Origin of the sequence: Lactococcus sp. LG1267 (genome assembly GCF_017309545.1) — a bacterium.
Classification (GTDB): Bacteria; Bacillota; Bacilli; order Lactobacillales; family Streptococcaceae; genus Lactococcus; species Lactococcus petauri.
The window spans coordinates 1,230,266-1,250,865 of record NZ_CP071295.1; the positions used below are offsets into that span (position 1 = coordinate 1,230,266).

Below are 20,600 nucleotides of genomic sequence, written 5' to 3' on the forward strand. Positions count from 1 at the left end.
AGAGCTTTTTTGATTTTATTTGTTTTGACGATTGTTAAAATAATTTAAGTATCCAATTGATGATAACATAATAATCGCTGGAAGGAATTGTATTAAGTAGCGACTTCTACCAGCTTCGAATATTGATAAGTATAGAATAACCCCAAATAATACAATCTGCAGGTAGAATTCAAAATTAGAGGTCTGCCTAAATTTTTTAAAATAAGCAACCAATCCCAAAATTATTATAGACCAAGCGATTTGAAGGTATAGGGCGTAATTACCATAGTGAGGATTTCCAACATAGATTACTGATCTTATCTTTTGACCAAATTTAGAGTTTGTAAATTTGGTTTTAACAATATTTTGTTCTTTTAAAACATTTTCTGCAGTCCAACCTAGACTACCATCTTGTGTAAAAATTTTAAATTTAGTACTTTGGTGTTTGATAAGACCCAAAGTACCAAATCGTGAGAATCTTTTTTTTACATCCTCTTTAAGTTGAGGTTCCAGTTCAGATCTTGGTTTAAATTGACCCTTAGCGTCCAAAAACTTAACATCCTGACTGACTGCTGCATGATCTGCTCCTGTAGCAGTCAAGCCTAAGTCTACAAAAAACCAGGGACTCATAGTGTATTTTCCATCATATTCTACAAACTTTTGATTTTCCGCATAAAAATTAATAGCGAAAGTCATTGTGAGCATCCCTAAAAGAAGGAGTAAGCTCCGAATGAACAGGCGCTTAAGGTTCACTTGTTTCTTGTCGAAAATCAACCTATAGATAATCAGGAGGATTAAGGCGATAAGGTAAATAAAAATGGGCACTCTAATTTTGTAGGCAATACTAAAAAGAAGGCCAATAGCAAACCATCTAAAAATCCCAGCTTTATCTAAATTTATAATCACTAAATAACACAGCAGAGCCATTAGGAAGAAGGTAGCTGGATCGCTATAGAAAGATAAAAAATGTGGTTGTAACCCAAATAGAAATAGGCTTTCTAAAAAGACAATTCGAGCTAATTTTTCCCCCTTCAGATGATCAGCCAGACCCGTCAGCAATAAAATACCGCCATCAATAAGTAGAGCATTTAAAATTGACACAGTTAAAATAAGGTGCGGGGCTGTAACAATGCCGTTCAAGATTTTAAAGGTGATAAAAATGAGAAAGTTATTCGGAAATAAGGAGAAGTACCTAATGGATGAACCACTGTGTGTTGGTGGAGCGGTTGCTACCTTATATAGAATAGAAGCATCTCCGTTGGGAAGGCATTGGGCAAATACAGATATCACAATCTGACCTATGAAAAGTATTCCGATAACAAAATAACGATAAGTATAAAGGAGTTTGAAGAGCTTGATAACCAAAGGTTTTAGAGATTTATAAAAGATGATTCCCGAAACAATTCCCAAAACAAGTAGTGATAAAAAGAATGTGTGACTCATACTCGGAAGAACAGCCGAAAAGATGTACCTTACAGACCAAAAAAGCCAATAAAACGAAAGTAAAAATAATAAGAAGAAAAGTATTCTTTTTATTGCGCTATCTATGTGTTGCATCCTCATTTTTCTTATTCACTCCTGTAAAATTAAAATTTTCCAATATTTATATTTTATCATAAAACCAATGAAATTAAATCCTTAGTTTATGGAAACACCAATAAAAATAAACGTTAAAAAAACTATGTTTAAAATATCAATAAGTCTCCTCCAGTTAATAATGTTTTTTTTATGATTATGATTTTTTGTGCCCAAACTGCATATTGCAAAGCTAAAATTTAACCTTTTTTATTCAGTTTACCTTAAGATACAAGACTTATAATACATACATTCCATAAAAAGAGTTGGAGATTTTCAAAAAACTATTTTTTATCTCCTTGCTCTGCACTAGTATTATCGAAAAAAATGGCCATTAAAGTAGACCACTATTAGGAGGTCTCTTTTTATATGAAAACTTTTTCACTAATATTCCCAAATAAAAAAGAGGGATAACCTTGAGGGATTAAGCTTTCTTTATCGTAGTAAATTTTTGACAATTGATAATAAAGAGAATATAATACTAACAGTGTTAGATAATTAATAGTGTTAGGAATGGAAGATATGGATTACAATCAAGCAGCAGAAACTTTTTTATCTTGTGTGAAGAGTCGCAGTAAAACTGAAGTTATGAGCCGTTTTAGTAAGTATGCGCATGGTGAAAAACTCGTTTTGGTTGGCCTCTATAAAAATACTGGCTCACCAATTTTACCTAGTGACATTGCGAAGCAAACCAATATGAGTACAGCGCGAGTAGCAACAATTCTTAATAATCTTGAGGAGAAAGGACTTGTTACACGTGAGATCTCTCGTACGGACCGTCGTAAAATTTTAGTGGCTATCACGGCTAAAGGTCGTGAAGAAGCGGAGCAATCAAGAAAAGAAGCTGTGAGCCGTATTGTGAAAATCCTTGAACGAATGGGCGAAGAACGCACCAAAAGTTTTGTCGAAAATGTCCAACTATTTTTTGATTTAGCAATGGAAATATTTGAGGAGGAAAACGAAAAAGTATGACTGAAGAATTAACAAAAGATCAGCCACTCGATATTCATGGGAAACCATTTAATCGAGGAATTGTTCTTGCCCTTATTTTGATTGCTACTTTTGGAGGGATGCTCATGCAAACCTCATTGGGTACAGCAATGCCCACATTGATGAATGATTTTAATATCTCTTTAGCTACGGGGCAACAAGCCACAACATGGTTCTTGTTGGCAAACGGAATTATGATCCCTGTATCGGCCTATTTAACAACAAAATTCCCAACACGCTGGTTATATTTGATTTCTTATGCAATTTTATTGGCTGGAATGTTTGTCGCCTATTCGGCACCAACTTCGACATGGAGCGTCTTTTTAGGAGCTCGTATCATGCAAGCTATTGCCGTTGGTATTTCGATGCCCTTGATGCAGGTTGTTATGGTCAATATGTTCTCACCAAAACAAATGGGTGCTGTTATGGGTGCTATGGGACTTGTTATAGGTCTTGCACCAGCAATTGGCCCTACTTATGCAGGATGGATTCTAGATAAAGATCATGTCATTTTAGGATTCACTCTGGAACAATCATGGCGCACAATCTTCTTGATTCCAATGGTTGTTATTGCCATTTGTTGGGTATTGATGCTTATTTTTATGCGTGACATTGTGCCTAATCGTGACATGAAGCTAGATTTTATGTCATTAGTCGAATCAGTTCTTGGTTTTGGGCTCTTTTTATGGGGCTTTACAAATGTAGCTAGCGATGGCTGGGGTGATCTTCAAACGGTTATCCTACCTATCGTTGCGGGGGTAGCAATCATTGCTCTCTTTGTCCGTCGTCAATTGCATATGGAAACACCTTTCTTAAACGTTTCCGTATTTAAAAATAAACAATTTGCTTTGACAACCGTTGTTATGGCACTTTCAATGATGGCTATGATGGGTGTTGAAATGATGTTGCCTTTGTATATGCAACAAGTCCACGGTCTTTCACCATTGAGTTCAGGTTTGACACTCTTACCTGGTGCCTTGATGATGGGGATCGTGAGTCCACTTGCGGGTGCTGCCTATGATAAAGTAGGTGCGAAACGCTTAGCGCGTGTTGGTTTTACCATTTTGGCCATTGGTACAATTCCATTTATGTTTTTGACAACAACAACACCAGAACACTTTATTACTGTGCTCTATGGTTTGCGTATGTTTGGTATTGCGATGGTAATGATGCCATTAACTGCATCAGCCATGAACGCTTTACCACGCGAACAATCGGCACATGGTACTGCAGCAAATAGTACAGCACGTCAAGTTGCTTCAGCTGTTGTTGTGGCGCTCTTAAGCTCTGTTACGCAAAATATTATTACCAATTCACAACCTGCAGCAAGCTTGAAAGAGTCCAACCCACTTACTTTTGCAGGAGATATGTTAGATACCATGCTTAAAGGCTATCACGCCTCTTTCGCTATAGGGTTAGCCTTTGCTATCCTTGGGCTCGTGCTTTCATTTTTCCTTCAAAGGCATATTGTTAAAAACAAAAAAGAAGTAGGAGGTGAGAAATAATGATTATCATACTTATTGCTTTATTTACACTTTTAACCTTCTACGGCTTTATCCACATTGATAAAATATTTTGGCGTGGTCTTGTTGGCGGTTTATCATTAATCCTACTTACAGCATCAGTTATGGCTTTGACAATACACATTAAAGATAACTGGGGTATGGAGAAAGTAACTTCTACTGAAACGAAGAAAATTTACACAGCAGGAGATACTAATGCTGCCTTTGGGATGCTTTTAAAAGCAGAAATCGGTCAAGACACCAATAATTATGCTTTAGTCTACCGTACAAACAAAGAAGATAAAGAGCCTGAAGTTCATTTCCAACCTGATCAAAAACATATGGTTGAAACTTTGAAAAAAACGGCAGACTACAAGCTGACGTCTGAGTCTGAAGCCAAAGTTGTTACAACAACAGTCAAATGGAAATTTAAAGACAACTTTATGAAGTTCCTTTTCGGTATTGGCGGAGAAGAAGGAAAGCTTGTTTCTCAACACGCGCGTGCTTACGTGCCTAAGGATACGTGGCTCGTCTTGACCCAAGATGAAGCCAAAAAACTTCAACAAGAAGTACCAGCGATGCAAGCTCAGCAAGAAGCAGCACTGAAAGCAAATCCTGCGCAAGCAAAAGCAATGATGGAACTACAAAAGAACAGCCCAGAGGAATTCACAAAACTGCAAGTTAAGCAGATTAAAGAACGCCTAGGCCTTAAAGAATAACAAGAGAGTCTGAATTTATTCAGACTTTTTTCTTTTAAAGTGTATAGAAAACTGAACTCTTCCCTAATATACGTAAAAAAACAGGAAATGTAACTAAATTGTAATTTTATTCGCTGGGAAATATTGTAAAATAGTGAACATAGAAAGGTTGGTATTATAAAAGTGAACTCTGATAGTAGAAAAAGAATCAGGAACTTGGTGATTGGTGCTCTTCTTACGGCTTTAGGGATTTTAATTCCGATGATTATGCCGGCAAAAATCGTAATTGGCCCCGCATCATTTACTCTTGCTTCACACGTGCCAGTTATGGCCGCTATGTTCTTTAGCCCTTATTTAGCAGCGCTTGTAGCTGTTGGGACCACACTTGGTTTCTTTATTAGTGTCCCAGTTCCCCTTATCTGGATGCGAGCGGCAACTCATATTGTAGTAATGACTGCTGGTGCTTGGTTCTTGAAGAAGAATCCAGATTTAGTTGACAAAAAAGTTAAACTACAAGTTTTTAACCTGATTTTGGGAGTTTTCCACGCAGGATTGGAGGCCTTGGCTGTTTTAGCCTTTTATCGTATTGGTTTTGCAGATCTTAATCCTCAAGCCTTAAATAGCTTGCTTATGCTTGTCTTCTTCGGTGGAATTGTTCATAGCTTTGTCGATTTCAACCTTGCATTTGGTTTATGTAAAGTCCTCAATAAAATTTATACTATTGATGTCTTTAAAAATTCAAAATTAAAATCATTAGCAGAATAACACCAGACAATTGCGCTCATAAAGAGCGCTTTTTTGTATCTTCTTCCTTCTTGGATATGATATAATTGAGTAACTATGGAAAAATTATCAGATGCGGAAATGTATACTTGGGAATTTTTGGAAGAAAACAAGTCAAAAGTTCAATTGATGTCAATTACTCAAATTGCTGAAGAAGCACATGTGAGTACAGCCACAATTGTGCGAACTCTCAAAAAAAGAGGATTTGATGGCTTTGCCGATTTCAAAAATTCTCTCAAAAGAAATAAAAATGGAGCTAATGCGGAAGAAAACAAGATAGTTGGTTTGTCTGACGAGGCTAATCAATATGTTTTTAAGAACTTGATTGAAGTTTCACGGACGATTGGTTTACTTAACCCTGCCGACTTGGAAGCTATTTCGAAAGCTTTAGTGGAAACGAAGATGATCATGACAGTAGCGCGTGGCGCAAGTGAAGCTGTAGCGGATGATATGATTCATCGGTTTCAAACGCTAGGGAAAAATGCAATCAGTCGTTACTATGATGATATGGAAATGTATGCTGAAAAACTGACTTCAGAAGATATGATGCTTATCGTTTCTTCAACAGGTGAGGAGAAAATCATTGTTTCTGCAGCTAAAAAAGCAAAGAAGAAGGGTGCAAAAGTAATAGTTCTGACAAATAACTACCGAAGCCAATTGGCCCAAATGAGTGACTACTATCTACTTGCTTATCAAAGTAAATTAGAGAAAGAAGAACTCTATGGAGATGCTGGAAGTATTTTACCTTTAGAAGTAATTTGTCGTATTATGGTGGATATGTTTACGATCTATCGCGCAAAAGGTACAATCAGGTAAAAGAAGACAAGTTAGTAACTTGTCTTTTTTTGTAAAGTTTTTCAAGGTGTTTCATGAGAAAGCGAATACATTTTCAGAAATGTTTAAGATATAATGATTATATTCTTTAAAGATAGCGTTTTCATGAAGCACTTAAATATATCATATCGGAGGACTAACTGTGGAAGCACAACTCTCTACAAGTCAGCAAAATACAACACAAGAAGTACAGGTAGGCAAAGCTGTTCCTGTCATCCTTTTATTGATGATTTTTTCTTTGGTCATTGATAATTCTTTTAAAATAATTTCCCCTAAACTGGTTGAATATTTCCATGTTTCTGCGAGTACAGTAGCTTGGCAAGTGACCTTGGCCGGATTAGTTATAGGGATGGGAGCAGTCGTCTATGCATCCCTTTCTGACAGTATTAGTATTCGTTCATTACTTATTTTTGGTATTCTTTTGATTTCTGCAGGTTCCTTTATGGGTTACCTGGTTCATGATAATTACTGGTTGGTTGTTTTTGCGCGTGTCATTCAGGCAGCTGGATTGGGTGCTACTGAAACCCTCTATCTTATTTTTGTAGCCCGCTATGTTGCACCAGATAAGCAAAAAAAATATTATGGCTTTTCAACGTCTAGTTTTCAAATTGCGACAGTTATTGGCACTTTGACTGGAGGATTTATCACTACGCATTTGGCTTGGCAAACGCTTTTCCTTGTGCCGTTACTTTCTTTATTGGTTATCCCCTTCCTTTTAAAATATCTTCCCAAAGAATCTGGTGAGAAAAAATATATTGATGTGATGGGAATTATGCTTGTTGCAGCTGTTGCTGTTACTGCAATGGTTTACCTGACCAACTTCTCGTGGCTTGTTTTGATTGGTTTTATTTTGGCAACAATTGTTTTCTTACTTTATATTTCGAAAAAGAAAAATGCTTTTATTACGATTGACTTCTTCAAAAACAAATTGTTTGTCTTTACTTTGATTGCTGCACTTTTGATCTACTCGACACAAGCTGCCTTTACCTTGAATACATTTTCATTTTTGCTTACAGATGTGTATCAAATGCAATTAGATAGTGTATCTTTGATGTTTATTCCTGCATGTTTAGCAGCTGCGATTGTAGGTAGTCTTTCAGGAGCAATTGCTTCCAAACTTAATTCATTTAAAGCCGTTATTGTTTCAATGGTGACTATTGTGGTGACAATTGTGCTTGCTGCATTGTTCATGGGAGCCTCAGTTTTCCTTTTCACAGGCTTACTTATTTTAAGTTCATGTGCTTTTGCCATGATGTATGCACCACTTATGCACACAAGTTTGGAAAAAATGCCAGAAGAAAATAAAGGAACAGCAATTGGTTTCTACAATCTTTGCATCAATATTGCAATGTCAATCGGGTTTACTTATTCTTCACGTTTTATTGATGGTGTAAATCTTCATGTTTTTGCGGCAACCGTCAAAGGACATTATAGTGAGGTTCTTCTCATGATTGCATGTGTAGCCATTGCGGCTTTAGCAGTTTTCGTTTTTCTCATCAAAGGGCAACTTCCGAACGAGAAAAGTTTTTCTGCATGAAGGTTTAGCTCTGGAAACCTATTCATCACTAAATAGTTTATAATGATAATATAGAAGTTCACTAAGTAAGGAGAAAATAATATGCCTAAAAAATTTAATCGTGTTCACCTCGTAGTTATGGATTCCGTTGGAATCGGTGCTGCACCAGATGCAGATAAGTTTTTCAACCACGATGTAGAAACACACGAAGCAGTAAATGATGTGAATTCGGATACAATTGGTCACATCTCAGAAATCCGTGGTCTAAATGTTCCTCATCTTCAAGAAATGGGCTGGGGCAATATCCCACGCGATACAGCTCTAAAAACTATTCCAGCTGCTGATCAGCCTAAAGCTTATGTGACCAAGTTACAAGAAGTTTCTAAAGGTAAAGACACAATGACAGGGCACTGGGAAATCATGGGCTTGAATATTCAAACTCCTTTCCCAACATATCCGGAAGGATATCCTGAAGATCTCCTTCAAAAAATTGAAGAGTTTTCGGGCCGTAAAGTCATTCGTGAAGCCAACAAACCTTATTCTGGAACAGCTGTTATCGATGATTTTGGACCACGTCAAATGGAAACAGGCGAGTTGATTATTTATACTTCAGCTGATCCTGTGTTACAAATTGCGGCACACGAAGATATTATTTCTCGTGAAGAATTGTACAAAATTTGCGAATACGTGCGTTCAATCACACTGGAAGGTTCTGGTATTATGATTGGTCGTATAATTGCTCGTCCTTATGTGGGTGCACCAGGGGACTTTACACGTACTGATGGCCGTCGTGATTATGCCTTGAGCCCATTTGATGAAACAGTGTTAGAAAAACTTTATAATGCTGGCGTAGACACATACTCAGTAGGTAAAATCTCTGATATTTTCAACACAGTTGGTGTGAAATATGATATGGGACATAATAAAAATGATATGGATGGTGTCGATCGTCTTCTCAAAGCAATGCGTAAAGAAGAATTCGTTGAAGGCTTTAGCTTTACGAACTTGGTTGATTTCGATGCGAAATATGGTCATCGTCGTGATGTAGAAGGTTATGGACAAGCAATCGAAGACTTTGACAGACGTTTGCCTGAAATTCTTGAAGCCATGCATGAAGATGACTTGTTAATGATTACAGCTGATCACGGGAATGATCCAAGCTATGTAGGTACAGACCATACACGTGAATATATTCCACTTGTTATCTTCTCACCTTCATTGAAAGAACCAAAAGTTCTACCTTTGGGCCACTTCGCGGATATCTCTGCTACTATTGCAGATAATTTTAATATTGACAAGGCTGAAATCGGGGAGTCCTTCCTTGAAAGCTTGGTCTAATTCATGACTAAAAAAGTTTTTTGTCAATCTTGCGGTATGCCTTTAGCACAAGCGGTCGATTTTGGAACGGAAAGAAACGGCCAAGCAGCTACCGAATATTGTAGATATTGCTACCAGAATGGCTCTTGGACACAACCCAATATTACTTTGGAAGAAACAATTGCTTTAGGAAGTAAAGCCTTGGAACAACTGGAAATATCAGGAATTAAAAAATGGCTCCTCAAGACACTTTACCCGATGCAAATAAAGGGCTTGAAGCGCTGGAAAAAATAAAAATTAAAGGAACACAAAAATGGAATTGAAAATGAAGTTAGCTGAAACGACAAAATACCTCAAAGATCAAGGTGTTGGCGCTATTGATGTCGCTCTTATCTTAGGATCAGGTTTGGGAGAATTAGCAGGAGAAATTGAAAATCCTGTTATTATCAAATATGAAACAATCCCTCACTTCCCTGTTTCAACAGTTGTTGGTCATGCTGGACAACTCGTTTATGGTGATTTATCTGGTAAGAAAGTTATTGCTATGCAAGGGCGTTTCCACTTCTATGAAGGAAATACAATGGAAGTTGTGACTTATCCTGTACGTGTGTTCTCAGCTCTTGGTACACCATCAATTATTGTTACCAATGCTGCAGGTGGAGTAAATAAAGACTTCGCACCTGGCGACTTGATGATCATCAACGATCATATCAACTTCATGGGAACAAACCCATTGATTGGTCCTAATGACGATGAAATCGGTCCACGTTTCCCAGATATGTCACAAGCCTACGACAAAGCCTATCAAGAGCTTGTTAAGGAAACAGCAGCAGAAATGTCAGCTAAAGTTCAAGAAGGGGTCTACATGGGCTTCACCGGACCTACTTACGAAACACCAGCAGAAATTCATATGGCTCGCACGATGGGAGCTTCAGCCGTAGGTATGTCAACTGTTCCTGAAGTTATTGTGGCTGTTCATTCCGGAATGCGTGTTCTAGGTATTTCATGCATTACTAACTTAGCTGCAGGAATGCAAAGTGAACTTAATCACGCTGAAGTTGTTGAGACAACAGAACGTGTGAAAGAAACATTTAAAACACTTGTTAAGAATGTTTTAGTGAAAATGTGATAAAATAAGAGAAAACGTGTTAGCGTTTTCTTTTTTTAGTGAAGAAAGCTGGCACCAAAATAACCTAAACATAAGGAGTAACTATGTCAGTTCATATCGAAGCTAGAAAAGGTCAAATTGCAGATAAAATCCTCTTGCCAGGCGATCCATTGCGTGCCAAGTTTATTGCTGAAAATTTTCTCGAGGATGCTCAACAATTTAATAATGTGCGAGGCATGTTGGGCTATACAGGGACTTATAAAGGACACCGTATCTCAGTTATGGGAACAGGCATGGGAATGCCATCAATCTCCATCTATGCACATGAATTAATCACCGAATACGGCGTGAAAAAATTGATCCGAGTAGGCACAGCAGGTGCGCTAAATGAAGATGTTCATGTACGAGATTTAGTCTTGGCACAAGGCGCTGCCACAACTTCACGCATTATTAAAAATGACTGGCCACAGTTTGATTTGCCGCAAATTGCTGATTTTGATTTGTTAGATAAGGCCTATCACATTGCGAAAAACTTAAATATTCCAACCCATGTAGGAAATGTTCTTTCGGCTGACTTATTCTACAGTGATATTGATACGCTGGCTATAGGTAAATTGGGCGTAAAAGCAGTAGAGATGGAAGCAGCAGCTCTTTATTATTTGGGTGCAAAACATAATGTCCAAACATTAGGAATCATGACCATCTCTGATAGTCTAGTGACAGGAGAGTCAACAAGTTCAGAAGAACGTCAAACTACCTTTACTGATATGATGCGTGTAGGGCTTGAAACACTTATTGTTTAGGAGAAAGTAAAAGTTAAAGCCGAACATTGAAAGGGTAAAATTATTAAATTTAGCATTTGCAAAGGAAATTTCCAGATGTTTCTGTTAAAATGATAAGAAAGTTATGGAGATTAGGGAGTTATTTAAAAGATGAAAACAGATATCGAAATTGCACAAGAATGCAAGATGGAAGCTATCACAAACGTCGCTGAAAAAATTGGTTTAAGTTTTGAAGATATCGAACTTTACGGAAAATATAAAGCAAAAATACCACTCGAAAGCCTTAAAAAGTTTGAGGATAATGCTGAGGGAAAACTTGTCTTGGTTACATCCATTAACCCAACTCCTGCTGGTGAAGGAAAATCAACGGTGACAGTTGGACTAGCAGATGCCTTTGCACGCTTGAACCAAAAGGTAATGGTGGCGCTACGTGAACCTTCATTGGGCCCTGTGATGGGGATAAAAGGTGGTGCAACAGGTGGAGGATATGCTCAAGTTCTTCCGATGGAAGATATTAACTTGCATTTCACAGGCGATATTCATGCCATGACAACAGCGAATAATGCTATTGCAGCACTTTTAGATAATCATATCTTCCAAGGAAATGCTCTAAACATCGATAGTCGTCGTGTTGTTTGGAAACGTGTCTTAGATATGAATGACCGCGAGCTTCGTCATATCGTTGCTGGCTTAGGCAGTGTAGTTAATGGTGTGCCCCGTGAGGACGGTTTTGATATCACGGTAGCCAGTGAGATTATGGCTGTTTTATGTTTGGCTACCTCATTGACAGATTTGAAAGAACGTCTTTCACGTATTGTTGTGGCTTATACTTATGATCGTCAGCCGGTCACTGTGGGTGATTTAGAGATTGAAGGTGCAATTACAGTCCTATTGAAAGATGCACTTAAGCCAAATCTGGCCCAAACTATTGAAGGGACACCCGTATTAGTACATGGCGGTCCTTTTGCCAATATTGCGCACGGCTGTAACTCTGTTTTAGCCACAAAAACAGCCTTAAAATTAGCAGATGTAACTATTACAGAGGCTGGATTTGGAGCAGATTTAGGCGGCGAAAAATTCCTTGATATCAAAACACGTCAACTGGGAAAAACCCCTGATGCTATTGTAATTGTTGCTACTCTTCGTGCGTTGAAAATGCATGGTGGTGTAGCTAAAACGGAACTAACTGGCGAAAATGTTGCAGCCGTTACCCAAGGCTTTGCAAATCTGAAACGTCATATTAAAAATATGGCGAGCTATGGTGCGCCAATCGTTGTAGCCATTAATCAATTTGCCAGTGATACTGAGGCGGAAATAGCTGAGTTAACACGACTTGTTGAAGCAGAAGATGTTGCTGTGAGTTTGACACAAGTCTTTGAAAAGGGAGGCGCAGGTGGAATTGATTTAGCCGAAAAACTAACTAGTATTTTCACGCAGGAAGCAAGAGAGTTCCATTATCTTTATGATTTAGAAGCATCAGTGGAGAGCAAGATTACAACAGTTGTGACACAAATTTATGGTGGAAAGAAAGTTAATTTTTCTGCAAAAGCAGCGCGTCAATTAACAGAAATTGAGGAGAATGGTTGGGATAAGTTGCCTGTTTGTATGGCGAAGACACAATATTCATTTTCTGATAATCCTAAACTTCTGGCAGCACCAGAAGGCTTTGAAGTTACCGTGCGTGAGTTGGTGCCGAAGATTGGAGCAGGATTCATCGTGGCCTTGTTAGGTGACGTGATGACTATGCCTGGCTTACCTAAAAAACCAGCGGCTTTAAATATGGATATTGACGAAACTGGGAAAATCACTGGTTTGTTTTAAGCAAAGGAGAACGATGGTAAAAGCAAAACTCACCCCTTTTATTACATTAAATGGTAAGGCCAAGGAAGCGATGACTTTTTATGCTCAAGTTTTGCCAGACACAAAGATTATACGTATGGAGTTTTATAATGAAAGCCCAGCTTTTTCTGAGCTGAAAGAAGAACTTGTTTTATATGGAAGTTTGGAAATAAAAGGGACAGAACTTTTCTTTCTTGATATGCAAAAAGAATATGCAGCACCAACACCAAATTGGTCAAATTCCCTTCTTCTGGACTGTGCGACCGAGGCTGAATTTGATGAAATCTTTGCAGCTTTAGCAGACCAAGGAAGCGTGATGATGGGGCCGGAAGCTGTAGGAGATATTCGTAAATGTGCCTGGATCACTGACAAATTTGGCATTACATGGCAACCGGTCTGGAAATAAAGAGAAATAGTTATCCTTTTTTGCGGATAACTTTTTTGTTTGCTGATATTAAATAAATAAAATTCCGGTATAAAAAAATCTTAACCCCTCGATAAACAAATAATATGACAAACCAATAGGGAGCGTGATAAACTTTAAATATCAAAAAATTAAGGAGAACATTACTATGAAAAAGTCACTGAAGCTTTCACTCGCGCTCGTTTCGCTTATCGCCGCAGGAGCTTTAGCTGCTTGCAGTAATGGTGGTTCATCAAGTAAAGAAGAATCAAAAACCAAGCAAACGGAGATTGTTGTAGCTACAGATGGAGCAACTAAACCCTTTACCTATTCTGATAATCAAGGAAATTTAACAGGATATGACATTGAGGTTGCACGTGCTGTCTTTGATAAGTTACCTGAATATAAAGTAACGTATCAAGCAGTTGACTTTTCTGGGATTGTTCCAGGTTTGGACAGTGGTCGTTATCAGATGGGAGCCAATGATTTTGGTTGGTCAAAAGAACGTGCAGAAAAATATAATTTTTCATCACCAATTTCTAAATCGAATAATGCAGTATTAACGAAAGACGGTGATTATAAAACCCTAGAAGATCTTGCAGGTAAAAGTACAATCGGTAATCCAGCTTCTAACTATACAAAGATTATCAATGATTGGAACAATGCGCATCCAGATAAGAAAATAAATATCAGCTACTCTTCAGATAGCACATCTATCAATACACGCTTTAACCAGATTGAATCTGGGAAGATTGATTTCATGCTTTATGATAAAATTTCTCTGCAATCAAGTATTAAGGATCAAGGATTTGACAGCTTGAAAATTCAAGATATCGATACTTCAACAGGTGATCCTGAACATGACGGTTATGAGTATTTCCTCTTTGCAAAAGATGATGCTGGCAAAGAACTTCAATCTAAAGTCAACAAAGTACTTGCGGAGCTTGAAAAAGATGGTACCTTGAAAAAACTTTCAGAAAAATTCTTTGATGGAGATTTTGTACCTGAAGCAAGCAAGTTTAAATAAATATTTCACAGACAAGAAAAAATTTTTAGTTTCTTGTATAATAGTAGGAGTAGTGTAAAAGCTGTCCCTGAGTCTCTCACACACAAATGCTTGTGGCACGAGTGAGGGGTTCAGACAGCTTTCTTTGATGAAGAGAATAAAAATGAATAAAAATAAAAAAATAATTTTAGGCTTGGGAGTTTTGCTCCTGTTGATTATTTTGCCTATGCTTCCCTTTTTGATCATGCAAGGGCAATATAGTTTTGACGAATTTTGGACGATGTTTTTCACCAAAATTTTTAGTTGGAAAGACTTTACAGCAGCCTTTGTACCAATCATTAAAATGATTCCTATTTCATTGCAGATGACACTTATCGCAATGTTCTTTGGTCTCATTTTGGGGTTGCTCCTTGCACTTGTCAGAATAAATAAAATTCCTATTTTAGATCAGTTACGTGCCTTGTTTGTTTCCTTTACACGTGGGACACCAATTCTGGTACAACTTTATTTAACTTATACAGGGATTCCCTTGATTCTTAAAGCAATCAATATGAATTACGGAACAAATTATACAGTTAACTCGGTTCCTGCTATGCTCTTTGTGATTGTGGCTTTTGCCCTTAACGAAGGCGCTTATAATTCAGAAACAATCCGCTCAGCCATTCAATCAGTAGATAAAGGTCAAATCGAAGCAGCACGCTCCCTAGGAATGACAAATTTTCAAGTTTTTTGGCGTGTAACCTTACCTGAAGCAGCTTCTGTTGCAACAGCGCCATTAGGCAATGCTTTGATTGGCTTACTCAAATCAACTTCACTCGCTTTTGTTGCTGGTGTAGTCGAAATGACCGCTCAAGCCCAAATAATTGGCGGTTCAACCTTCCGTCTTTTTGAAACCTATTTGGCTCTGGCCTTAATTTACTGGCCAATCTGTATCGTTCTGGAAATCTTGATTCGTAAGATTGAAAGCAAACTGGAAATCAAAATGCCTAAAGCAGCGCGGAAAATCTCACTTGGACGCAATCCTTTTGATAATGGGGTGACCAACAAATGATAAAAATTTCAAATTTAAGTAAATCTTTTGCAGGTAATGTTGTTCTTGACAATCTTAATCTGGAAATTAATGAAGGTGATGTCATTGCGCTTATTGGTGCATCAGGTGCCGGTAAGTCAACATTTTTACGCTCTATTAATTATCTGGAAGAAGCAGACAGTGGACAGTTAGAAATTGATAATTTTAAAGTCGACTTTGAACATATCAGTAAACAAGAAATTCTTGAGCTTCGTCGCAAAACAGGAATGGTCTTCCAGCAGTTCAATCTCTTTGAACGTCGTACAGCCCTCCAAAATGTGATGGAAGGTTTAATTCAAGTTAAGAAAATGTCCAAAGCAGAAGCACAGAAGCTTGCTGAGGAAAATTTAAGAAAAGTCGGTCTTGAAGATCGTATGGATTACTATCCAAAATTCTTATCCGGCGGTCAAAAACAGCGTGTAGGAATAGCACGAGCGATGGCAATGCAGCCAACTTTACTCTTGCTTGATGAGCCGACATCAGCGCTGGATCCGGAACTTGTTGGCGAGGTACAAGACACTATTCTCAATGCAGCTAAAAATAAACAAACAATGGTTTTGGTGAGTCATGAGATGGACTTTGTCTATAATGTTGCTACAAAAGTACTCTTCCTTGAAAAGGGTAAAATCATTGAAGAAGGTAGCCCTGAGGAAGTGTTCCATCATCCTAAAAATCCGCGGACGAGTGAGTTTCTCTCTCGTCATGTTAAAACCATTGATATAGGAAGTTCAAATGATTAATTTAGTTTTACAGTTTTATCTTAAAGGTTTACTCATTTCTTTTTTAGTTGTAGGTTTACTCAGTCTTTTGTACGGTTTTATCTATTGGCTCCGTAATCATCATAAACCCCGAAATGTCTGGCGCAATCGTTTATTTGACATTATTTTGGTGGATATTTTGACGATTCCGATTTTGAGTTTTGCAGTTGTTGGTATACTGATTATTTTAAGAATCAGATGATTGTAAATCAAAATAATGGCAAATAATCAAAAGAGAATTTATAATGGTTCTATACTTGAAGAGGTGAATTATGACAGAAAAAATTTACGATGTAGTAGTTATCGGTGCAGGGCCTGCAGGCATGACCGCAGCTATGTACAGCGCTAGAAGTGAAATGAAAACCTTGCTTTTGGAACGAGGTGTTCCGGGCGGGCAAATGAATAATACAGCAGAAATTGAAAACTACCCAGGCTATGGTCAAATCATGGGTCCTGAACTTTCAATGAAAATGTATGAGCCTTTAGCTGATCTTGGTGTTGAAAATGCTTATGGCTTTGTCACATCAATCGTCGATAATGGTGCAACTAAAACAATCAATACTGAAGAAGAAGTATTTGAAACAAAATCAATCATCATTGCGACAGGAGCAAATCACCGTAAGTTAGGAGTTCCTGGAGAAGAAGAATACGGTGCCCGTGGTGTATCTTACTGTGCTGTCTGTGATGGTGCATTCTTCCGTGATCAAGATATCTTGGTTGTTGGTGGTGGTGATTCCGCTGTTGAAGAAGCCATTTTCTTAACTCGCTTTGGTAAAACAGTAACAATTATGCATCGCCGCGACGAATTACGCGCGCAAAAAATTATTCAAGAACGCGCCTTTGCTAACGATAAAATAAAATTTATCTGGGATTCTGTTCTTGAAGAAATCAAAGGTGATGAACGTAAAATTGAATCTGTACGTTATAAAAACGTTAAGACAGGTGAAGTTACAGAAGCCAACTTCGGTGGTCTCTTTATCTATGTAGGTTTGGATGCTGTATCTGAATTTGCTCGTGATTTAGGTATTACAGATGAAGAAGGTTGGATTATCACAGATGCTACGATGAAGACAAGCATTCCAGGTATCTTTGCCGTTGGTGATGTTCGTCAAAAAGATTTCCGCCAAATTACTACTGCAGTAGGTGATGGAGCCCAAGCAGCTCAAGAAGCTTACAAATATGTAGAAGGTTAAACAAAAAAGAGCGTGCATTACTGCCGTTCTTTTTTGTTTTTATCGTTCGTATTCTAGTAATAAATGTGTTATAATCTTATTAGTGTAATTCTGATTAAGGAAGAAAATTATATATGGATAAAGTAATTTACGACGTTTTACTCGTCATTATGTTGGTTATTTCTGCAATTTTAGTTATTTCAATTTTGATGCAACCTTCTAAACAAGATGGTGCTGCTGATGCTTTTTCAGGTGGTTCAGGCGAGCTATTTGAACGACGTAAAGCGCGTGGTTTTGAGGCTGTGATGCAACGTTTTACAGGTATTACTATTGGTATTTGGCTTGTACTTGGTTTCATCTTGGTCGTTCTCTCTACGAAATAAAAGAATAACAATATGCAAAATGAAGCGGTCGAAAAATAATGGACCGCTTTTTTATTTAAAAAGAAAAATTTATAGACAAATGTTAACCACTAGTGTAAATTTTTTGATACAATTTAAATACATAATTTCATAATTTCAATTTACTCTTCAACTTGGAGAGTTTTTTCTTTTGACTAAAAAGTCCCTTTATCTTTTAAAGGGACTTTTTAGTATTCTTCAGGTATTTAACGATAAATTTTCGCAAATATAAATCGTGAACTTGGACCGACCAAAAGTAATTGAAGAGGAAGTGCAACGACGATGTTTAATGCCCATGTTTTACCATACAAGAGAAGCAGACTATCTGTTGTTGGTGTCCCTTCCATGATAATCCCAAAAATAGACATAAGGGTAACCATTCCTAGAATCATAAACAAGGAAATAAAAATACCAAGTTGCGCAGGAGAAGGCTGTAAGTTCTTTTTTTCGATATGAGAAAAGACAATTTTTTTCACCAGCGGACCAACAAGTGCAAGATCAAGTATGACAGCGACAAGTAGAGCGAGTGGAAAACCAGTAGCTACATTTCCCCAACTTTCCATACTTATACCGCTGGCTTTAAAAACATTATACATGGTCATTCCAAAAACCATCATTCCAGCAATTAATCCGGTAAAAACAAGTTCTTCTTTAAAATTTTTAGGCATCTTTTTTTCTCCATTCTTTTTAAGTGCACTATATCATAACATAAATGACCGTGTCTTCGTAAGTGAAAACTTGATAAAGAACAAAAAAAGTAAAAATTCAAGGACAATTAAAGTAAGTTGCAGGATTTTAGTCACTAAAAAATTTTTGAAAAAATAATCTTAAATACTTGACGTTTACAAAAGTAAACGATATAATACAAATATAGTTTACAAACGTAAACGAAAAGGGCAAAAAATGAAAATTAAAAAAACATAAAACGATGTTGAGGCTGTATCAAAAATAGGCAAGTCTAATCTGTATCAGAAAGAGGAAATGAAATGACCAACTATATTTTTAAACCCGGCGATGAAAGTCTTGCACCTGTTCTGGTTTTGCATAGCACAGGTGGTGATGAAGAGCAGCTGATTCCATTGGCTGAAGACTTATTTCCCAATCACCCTCTCTTATCCATTCGTGGACGCGTCAGTGAGCAAGGGATAAACCGCTACTTTAAACTCAAAGGTCCTGGTTTTACGAAAGAAAATTTTGACTTGAAATCGCTGAGCCAAGAATCCCAATGGTTAGCTACAGAAGTGACACGTTTAGGACAAAAATATCAGCTGGATCTTACGCGACTTGCAGTGATTGGTTATTCTAATGGTGCGAATGTTGCACTATATATGCAACTGAAAGGCATAATGCAATTTGATAGAGTTTTAGCCTTTCATGCCATGCAACTTACCGATATAGAAGAACCCGTAATTGCAGATGAAAGTAAAATTTTTCTGACTCACGCGGACAATGATCCTATCGTAAGTCGAGCAAATCTGGAAGAGCTCTCTTCTGACTTGCAAAAGACAGAATGTGAGCTGGAAGTATTTAAAACCAGTTTTGGTCACCAATTAAGCAATGATGAACTTGTAGCAGCAAAGAAATGGTTAGCAGCATGAAGAAAAAGATAAGCTTACATGAACATGTCTTTCCAATCGAGAAAATCATAAAAAAACTAAAAAAAGAGGAAAATCCCATGAACACAGAAATTGAAACACAAAACATCCTTGGTGGAGTTCACCACGTTACAGCAATCACATCAAGCGCACAAAAGAATTATGACTTTTTTACAAATATCTTAGGCTTACGTTTGGCAAAATTAACCGTCAATCAAGATGGTTATGAGACTTATCACCTTTACTTCACAGGGGAAGATGGGAAAAGTCCAAATATGACCTTCTTTGACTTCAAAGATATTCCCAAAGGAATGCATGGGGCAAACAATATTGAACGTGCTTCGTTTCGTGTACCAAGTGACGCTTCTCTTACTTACTGGACAGAGCGTTTTGAAAAAGCCCATGTTAAACATGGCGAAATTAATGTCAAATTTGGCAAGAAAACACTCGAATTTGAAGATTTTGATGGTCAAAAATACCAATTGATTTCCGATCAAGACAACACAGGTGATGCTGCACTGGATCGTTCATGGCTTCTCTCAAATGTAGCGCCTGAACATGGAATCATTGGCATGGGTCCAGTCTTTGTGAAAGTTACGGACACTTACAATTTACGGATTATTTTGGAAACAGTCTTTGGCTTTCGTTATGCTGGTCAAGAAGATAATTTGCATCTTTTTGAAGTAGCCAATGGAGGCAATGGTGCAGCTTTGATCATTGAAGAAGCGCAAGAAAATGAGCGTTATGCTTATCAAGGCTACGGTACAATTCACCATTTAGCATTAGGAACGACAAATCCTGAAACTTTAAATTACTGGATTGAACGTATTCAAGCTTTTCGTTTACCACATTCTGGCTTGGTGGATCGTTTCTACTTCTCTAGCGAATACGTGCGTGTAGCTCCGGGTGTTCTGTTTGAAATTGCTACATTTACACCAGGTATTGGCGCTCTTGATATGGCTGAGTCAGGTGATGGTGCTGTCGACAGTTATGAAGAGGCATTAATTACTTCAGGTTTCTGGATTGACGAATCAAAAGAAGAAGCAGGGAAAGACCTAAGTTTACCTCCTCATCTCTTCCCAGAAGATGAAGCTGTCAAAGCACGTACAGCAGCAAGTTTACGTCCTCTAGATACTTCGGATACGATGCGTGATCGTAGCCATGATGAATTATGGACTGTTGAAAAAGTTGTTGAACGTCGAGAAGGTGAAAGCCTTGAAGCTTTTGAACAACGTTATCTTGGAAAATAAAGAATATAAAAAACGTTTCTGTC

At 37.6% G+C, this 20,600-nt stretch carries 22 protein-coding genes; 20 read left to right on the forward strand and 2 right to left on the reverse strand.

The features are described 5' to 3' along the window. Positions 1 to 15: 15 nt before the first annotated feature. A complete protein-coding gene (locus J0J33_RS06080; RefSeq protein ID WP_206921618.1) occupies positions 16 to 1,542 on the reverse strand; it encodes a hypothetical protein in 1,527 nt (508 codons plus the stop codon). A gap of 534 nt (positions 1,543 to 2,076) precedes the next feature. Between J0J33_RS06080 and J0J33_RS06085 the strand changes: the two genes are divergently transcribed. The 18 genes from J0J33_RS06085 (at position 2,077) to secG (ending at position 17,714) form a co-directional block, all read left to right on the forward strand. Continuing rightward, positions 2,077 to 2,526, forward strand: a complete 450-nt coding sequence (locus J0J33_RS06085; protein WP_029343317.1) for a MarR family winged helix-turn-helix transcriptional regulator — start codon at positions 2,077 to 2,079, stop codon at positions 2,524 to 2,526. Then, on the forward strand, positions 2,523 to 4,049 hold the full coding sequence (locus J0J33_RS06090) for an MDR family MFS transporter (RefSeq protein ID WP_206921619.1): 1,527 nt from the start codon (positions 2,523 to 2,525) through the stop codon (positions 4,047 to 4,049). The genes J0J33_RS06085 and J0J33_RS06090 overlap by 4 nt, the downstream gene beginning before the upstream one ends. Continuing rightward, on the forward strand, positions 4,049 to 4,765 hold the full coding sequence (locus J0J33_RS06095; protein ID WP_117517444.1) for a DUF4811 domain-containing protein: 717 nt from the start codon (positions 4,049 to 4,051) through the stop codon (positions 4,763 to 4,765). The genes J0J33_RS06090 and J0J33_RS06095 overlap by 1 nt, the downstream gene beginning before the upstream one ends. 162 nt (positions 4,766 to 4,927) lie before the next feature. Continuing rightward, on the forward strand, positions 4,928 to 5,509 hold the full coding sequence (locus J0J33_RS06100; protein ID WP_206888677.1) for a hypothetical protein: 582 nt from the start codon (positions 4,928 to 4,930) through the stop codon (positions 5,507 to 5,509). Positions 5,510 to 5,584: 75 nt separating this feature from the next. Continuing rightward, positions 5,585 to 6,343 (forward strand): MurR/RpiR family transcriptional regulator, encoded by a 759-nt coding sequence (locus tag J0J33_RS06105; protein WP_206921620.1) that lies wholly within the window; start codon positions 5,585 to 5,587, stop codon positions 6,341 to 6,343. 160 nt (positions 6,344 to 6,503) lie between these two features. Beyond that, a complete protein-coding gene (locus tag J0J33_RS06110; RefSeq protein ID WP_191672563.1) occupies positions 6,504 to 7,898 on the forward strand; it encodes an MFS transporter in 1,395 nt (464 codons plus the stop codon). An 81-nt stretch (positions 7,899 to 7,979) separates the two neighbouring features. Beyond that, a complete protein-coding gene (locus tag J0J33_RS06115) occupies positions 7,980 to 9,215 on the forward strand; it encodes a phosphopentomutase (protein WP_019292126.1) in 1,236 nt (411 codons plus the stop codon). Positions 9,216 to 9,218: 3 nt separating this feature from the next. Beyond that, entirely contained in the window at positions 9,219 to 9,488 is a 270-nt protein-coding gene (locus tag J0J33_RS06120; protein WP_019292125.1) for a zinc ribbon domain-containing protein, read from the forward strand. Between the two features lie 19 nt (positions 9,489 to 9,507). Continuing rightward, complete coding sequence (locus tag J0J33_RS06125; RefSeq protein WP_019292124.1) at positions 9,508 to 10,323, forward strand: purine-nucleoside phosphorylase; 816 nt, start codon at positions 9,508 to 9,510, stop codon at positions 10,321 to 10,323. 83 nt (positions 10,324 to 10,406) lie between these two features. Next, positions 10,407 to 11,105, forward strand: a complete 699-nt coding sequence (gene deoD / locus J0J33_RS06130; RefSeq protein ID WP_206921621.1) for a purine-nucleoside phosphorylase — start codon at positions 10,407 to 10,409, stop codon at positions 11,103 to 11,105. A 129-nt stretch (positions 11,106 to 11,234) separates the two neighbouring features. Continuing rightward, complete coding sequence (locus J0J33_RS06135) at positions 11,235 to 12,905, forward strand: formate--tetrahydrofolate ligase (RefSeq protein ID WP_206888687.1); 1,671 nt, start codon at positions 11,235 to 11,237, stop codon at positions 12,903 to 12,905. 13 nt (positions 12,906 to 12,918) lie between these two features. Next, complete coding sequence (locus tag J0J33_RS06140) at positions 12,919 to 13,329, forward strand: VOC family protein (RefSeq protein ID WP_206888690.1); 411 nt, start codon at positions 12,919 to 12,921, stop codon at positions 13,327 to 13,329. Positions 13,330 to 13,495: 166 nt separating this feature from the next. After that, positions 13,496 to 14,353: an amino acid ABC transporter substrate-binding protein gene (locus J0J33_RS06145; RefSeq protein ID WP_019292120.1), complete on the forward strand. Its 858-nt coding sequence runs from the start codon at positions 13,496 to 13,498 to the stop codon at positions 14,351 to 14,353. 142 nt (positions 14,354 to 14,495) lie between these two features. Then, positions 14,496 to 15,383 (forward strand): amino acid ABC transporter permease, encoded by an 888-nt coding sequence (locus J0J33_RS06150; protein ID WP_004258125.1) that lies wholly within the window; start codon positions 14,496 to 14,498, stop codon positions 15,381 to 15,383. Beyond that, positions 15,380 to 16,141 (forward strand): amino acid ABC transporter ATP-binding protein, encoded by a 762-nt coding sequence (locus J0J33_RS06155; protein ID WP_061413248.1) that lies wholly within the window; start codon positions 15,380 to 15,382, stop codon positions 16,139 to 16,141. Before J0J33_RS06150 ends, J0J33_RS06155 begins: the two co-directional genes overlap by 4 nt. Next, a complete protein-coding gene (locus J0J33_RS06160) occupies positions 16,134 to 16,361 on the forward strand; it encodes a DUF4059 family protein (RefSeq protein WP_004258121.1) in 228 nt (75 codons plus the stop codon). Before J0J33_RS06155 ends, J0J33_RS06160 begins: the two co-directional genes overlap by 8 nt. 70 nt (positions 16,362 to 16,431) lie before the next feature. Continuing rightward, positions 16,432 to 17,352: a thioredoxin-disulfide reductase gene (trxB, locus tag J0J33_RS06165; RefSeq protein WP_004258118.1), complete on the forward strand. Its 921-nt coding sequence runs from the start codon at positions 16,432 to 16,434 to the stop codon at positions 17,350 to 17,352. Between the two features lie 113 nt (positions 17,353 to 17,465). Further along, positions 17,466 to 17,714 (forward strand): preprotein translocase subunit SecG, encoded by a 249-nt coding sequence (secG, locus tag J0J33_RS06170; RefSeq protein ID WP_004258115.1) that lies wholly within the window; start codon positions 17,466 to 17,468, stop codon positions 17,712 to 17,714. A gap of 224 nt (positions 17,715 to 17,938) precedes the next feature. On the opposite strand, the gene J0J33_RS06175 is transcribed toward secG, so the two are convergent. Continuing rightward, positions 17,939 to 18,400: a DUF2798 domain-containing protein gene (locus J0J33_RS06175; RefSeq protein ID WP_061413246.1), complete on the reverse strand. Its 462-nt coding sequence runs from the start codon at positions 18,398 to 18,400 to the stop codon at positions 17,939 to 17,941. Positions 18,401 to 18,718: 318 nt separating this feature from the next. Here J0J33_RS06175 and J0J33_RS06180 point away from each other — a divergent pair, with 318 nt between their 5' ends. Beyond that, positions 18,719 to 19,330 carry an alpha/beta hydrolase gene (locus tag J0J33_RS06180; protein WP_206921622.1) on the forward strand — a complete coding sequence of 204 codons (612 nt, stop codon included), beginning with the start codon at positions 18,719 to 18,721 and terminating at the stop codon, positions 19,328 to 19,330. Positions 19,331 to 19,407: 77 nt separating this feature from the next. Continuing rightward, positions 19,408 to 20,577, forward strand: coding sequence for a VOC family protein (locus J0J33_RS06185; protein ID WP_206921623.1), 1,170 nt, complete (start codon positions 19,408 to 19,410; stop codon positions 20,575 to 20,577). Positions 20,578 to 20,600 lie beyond the last annotated feature (23 nt).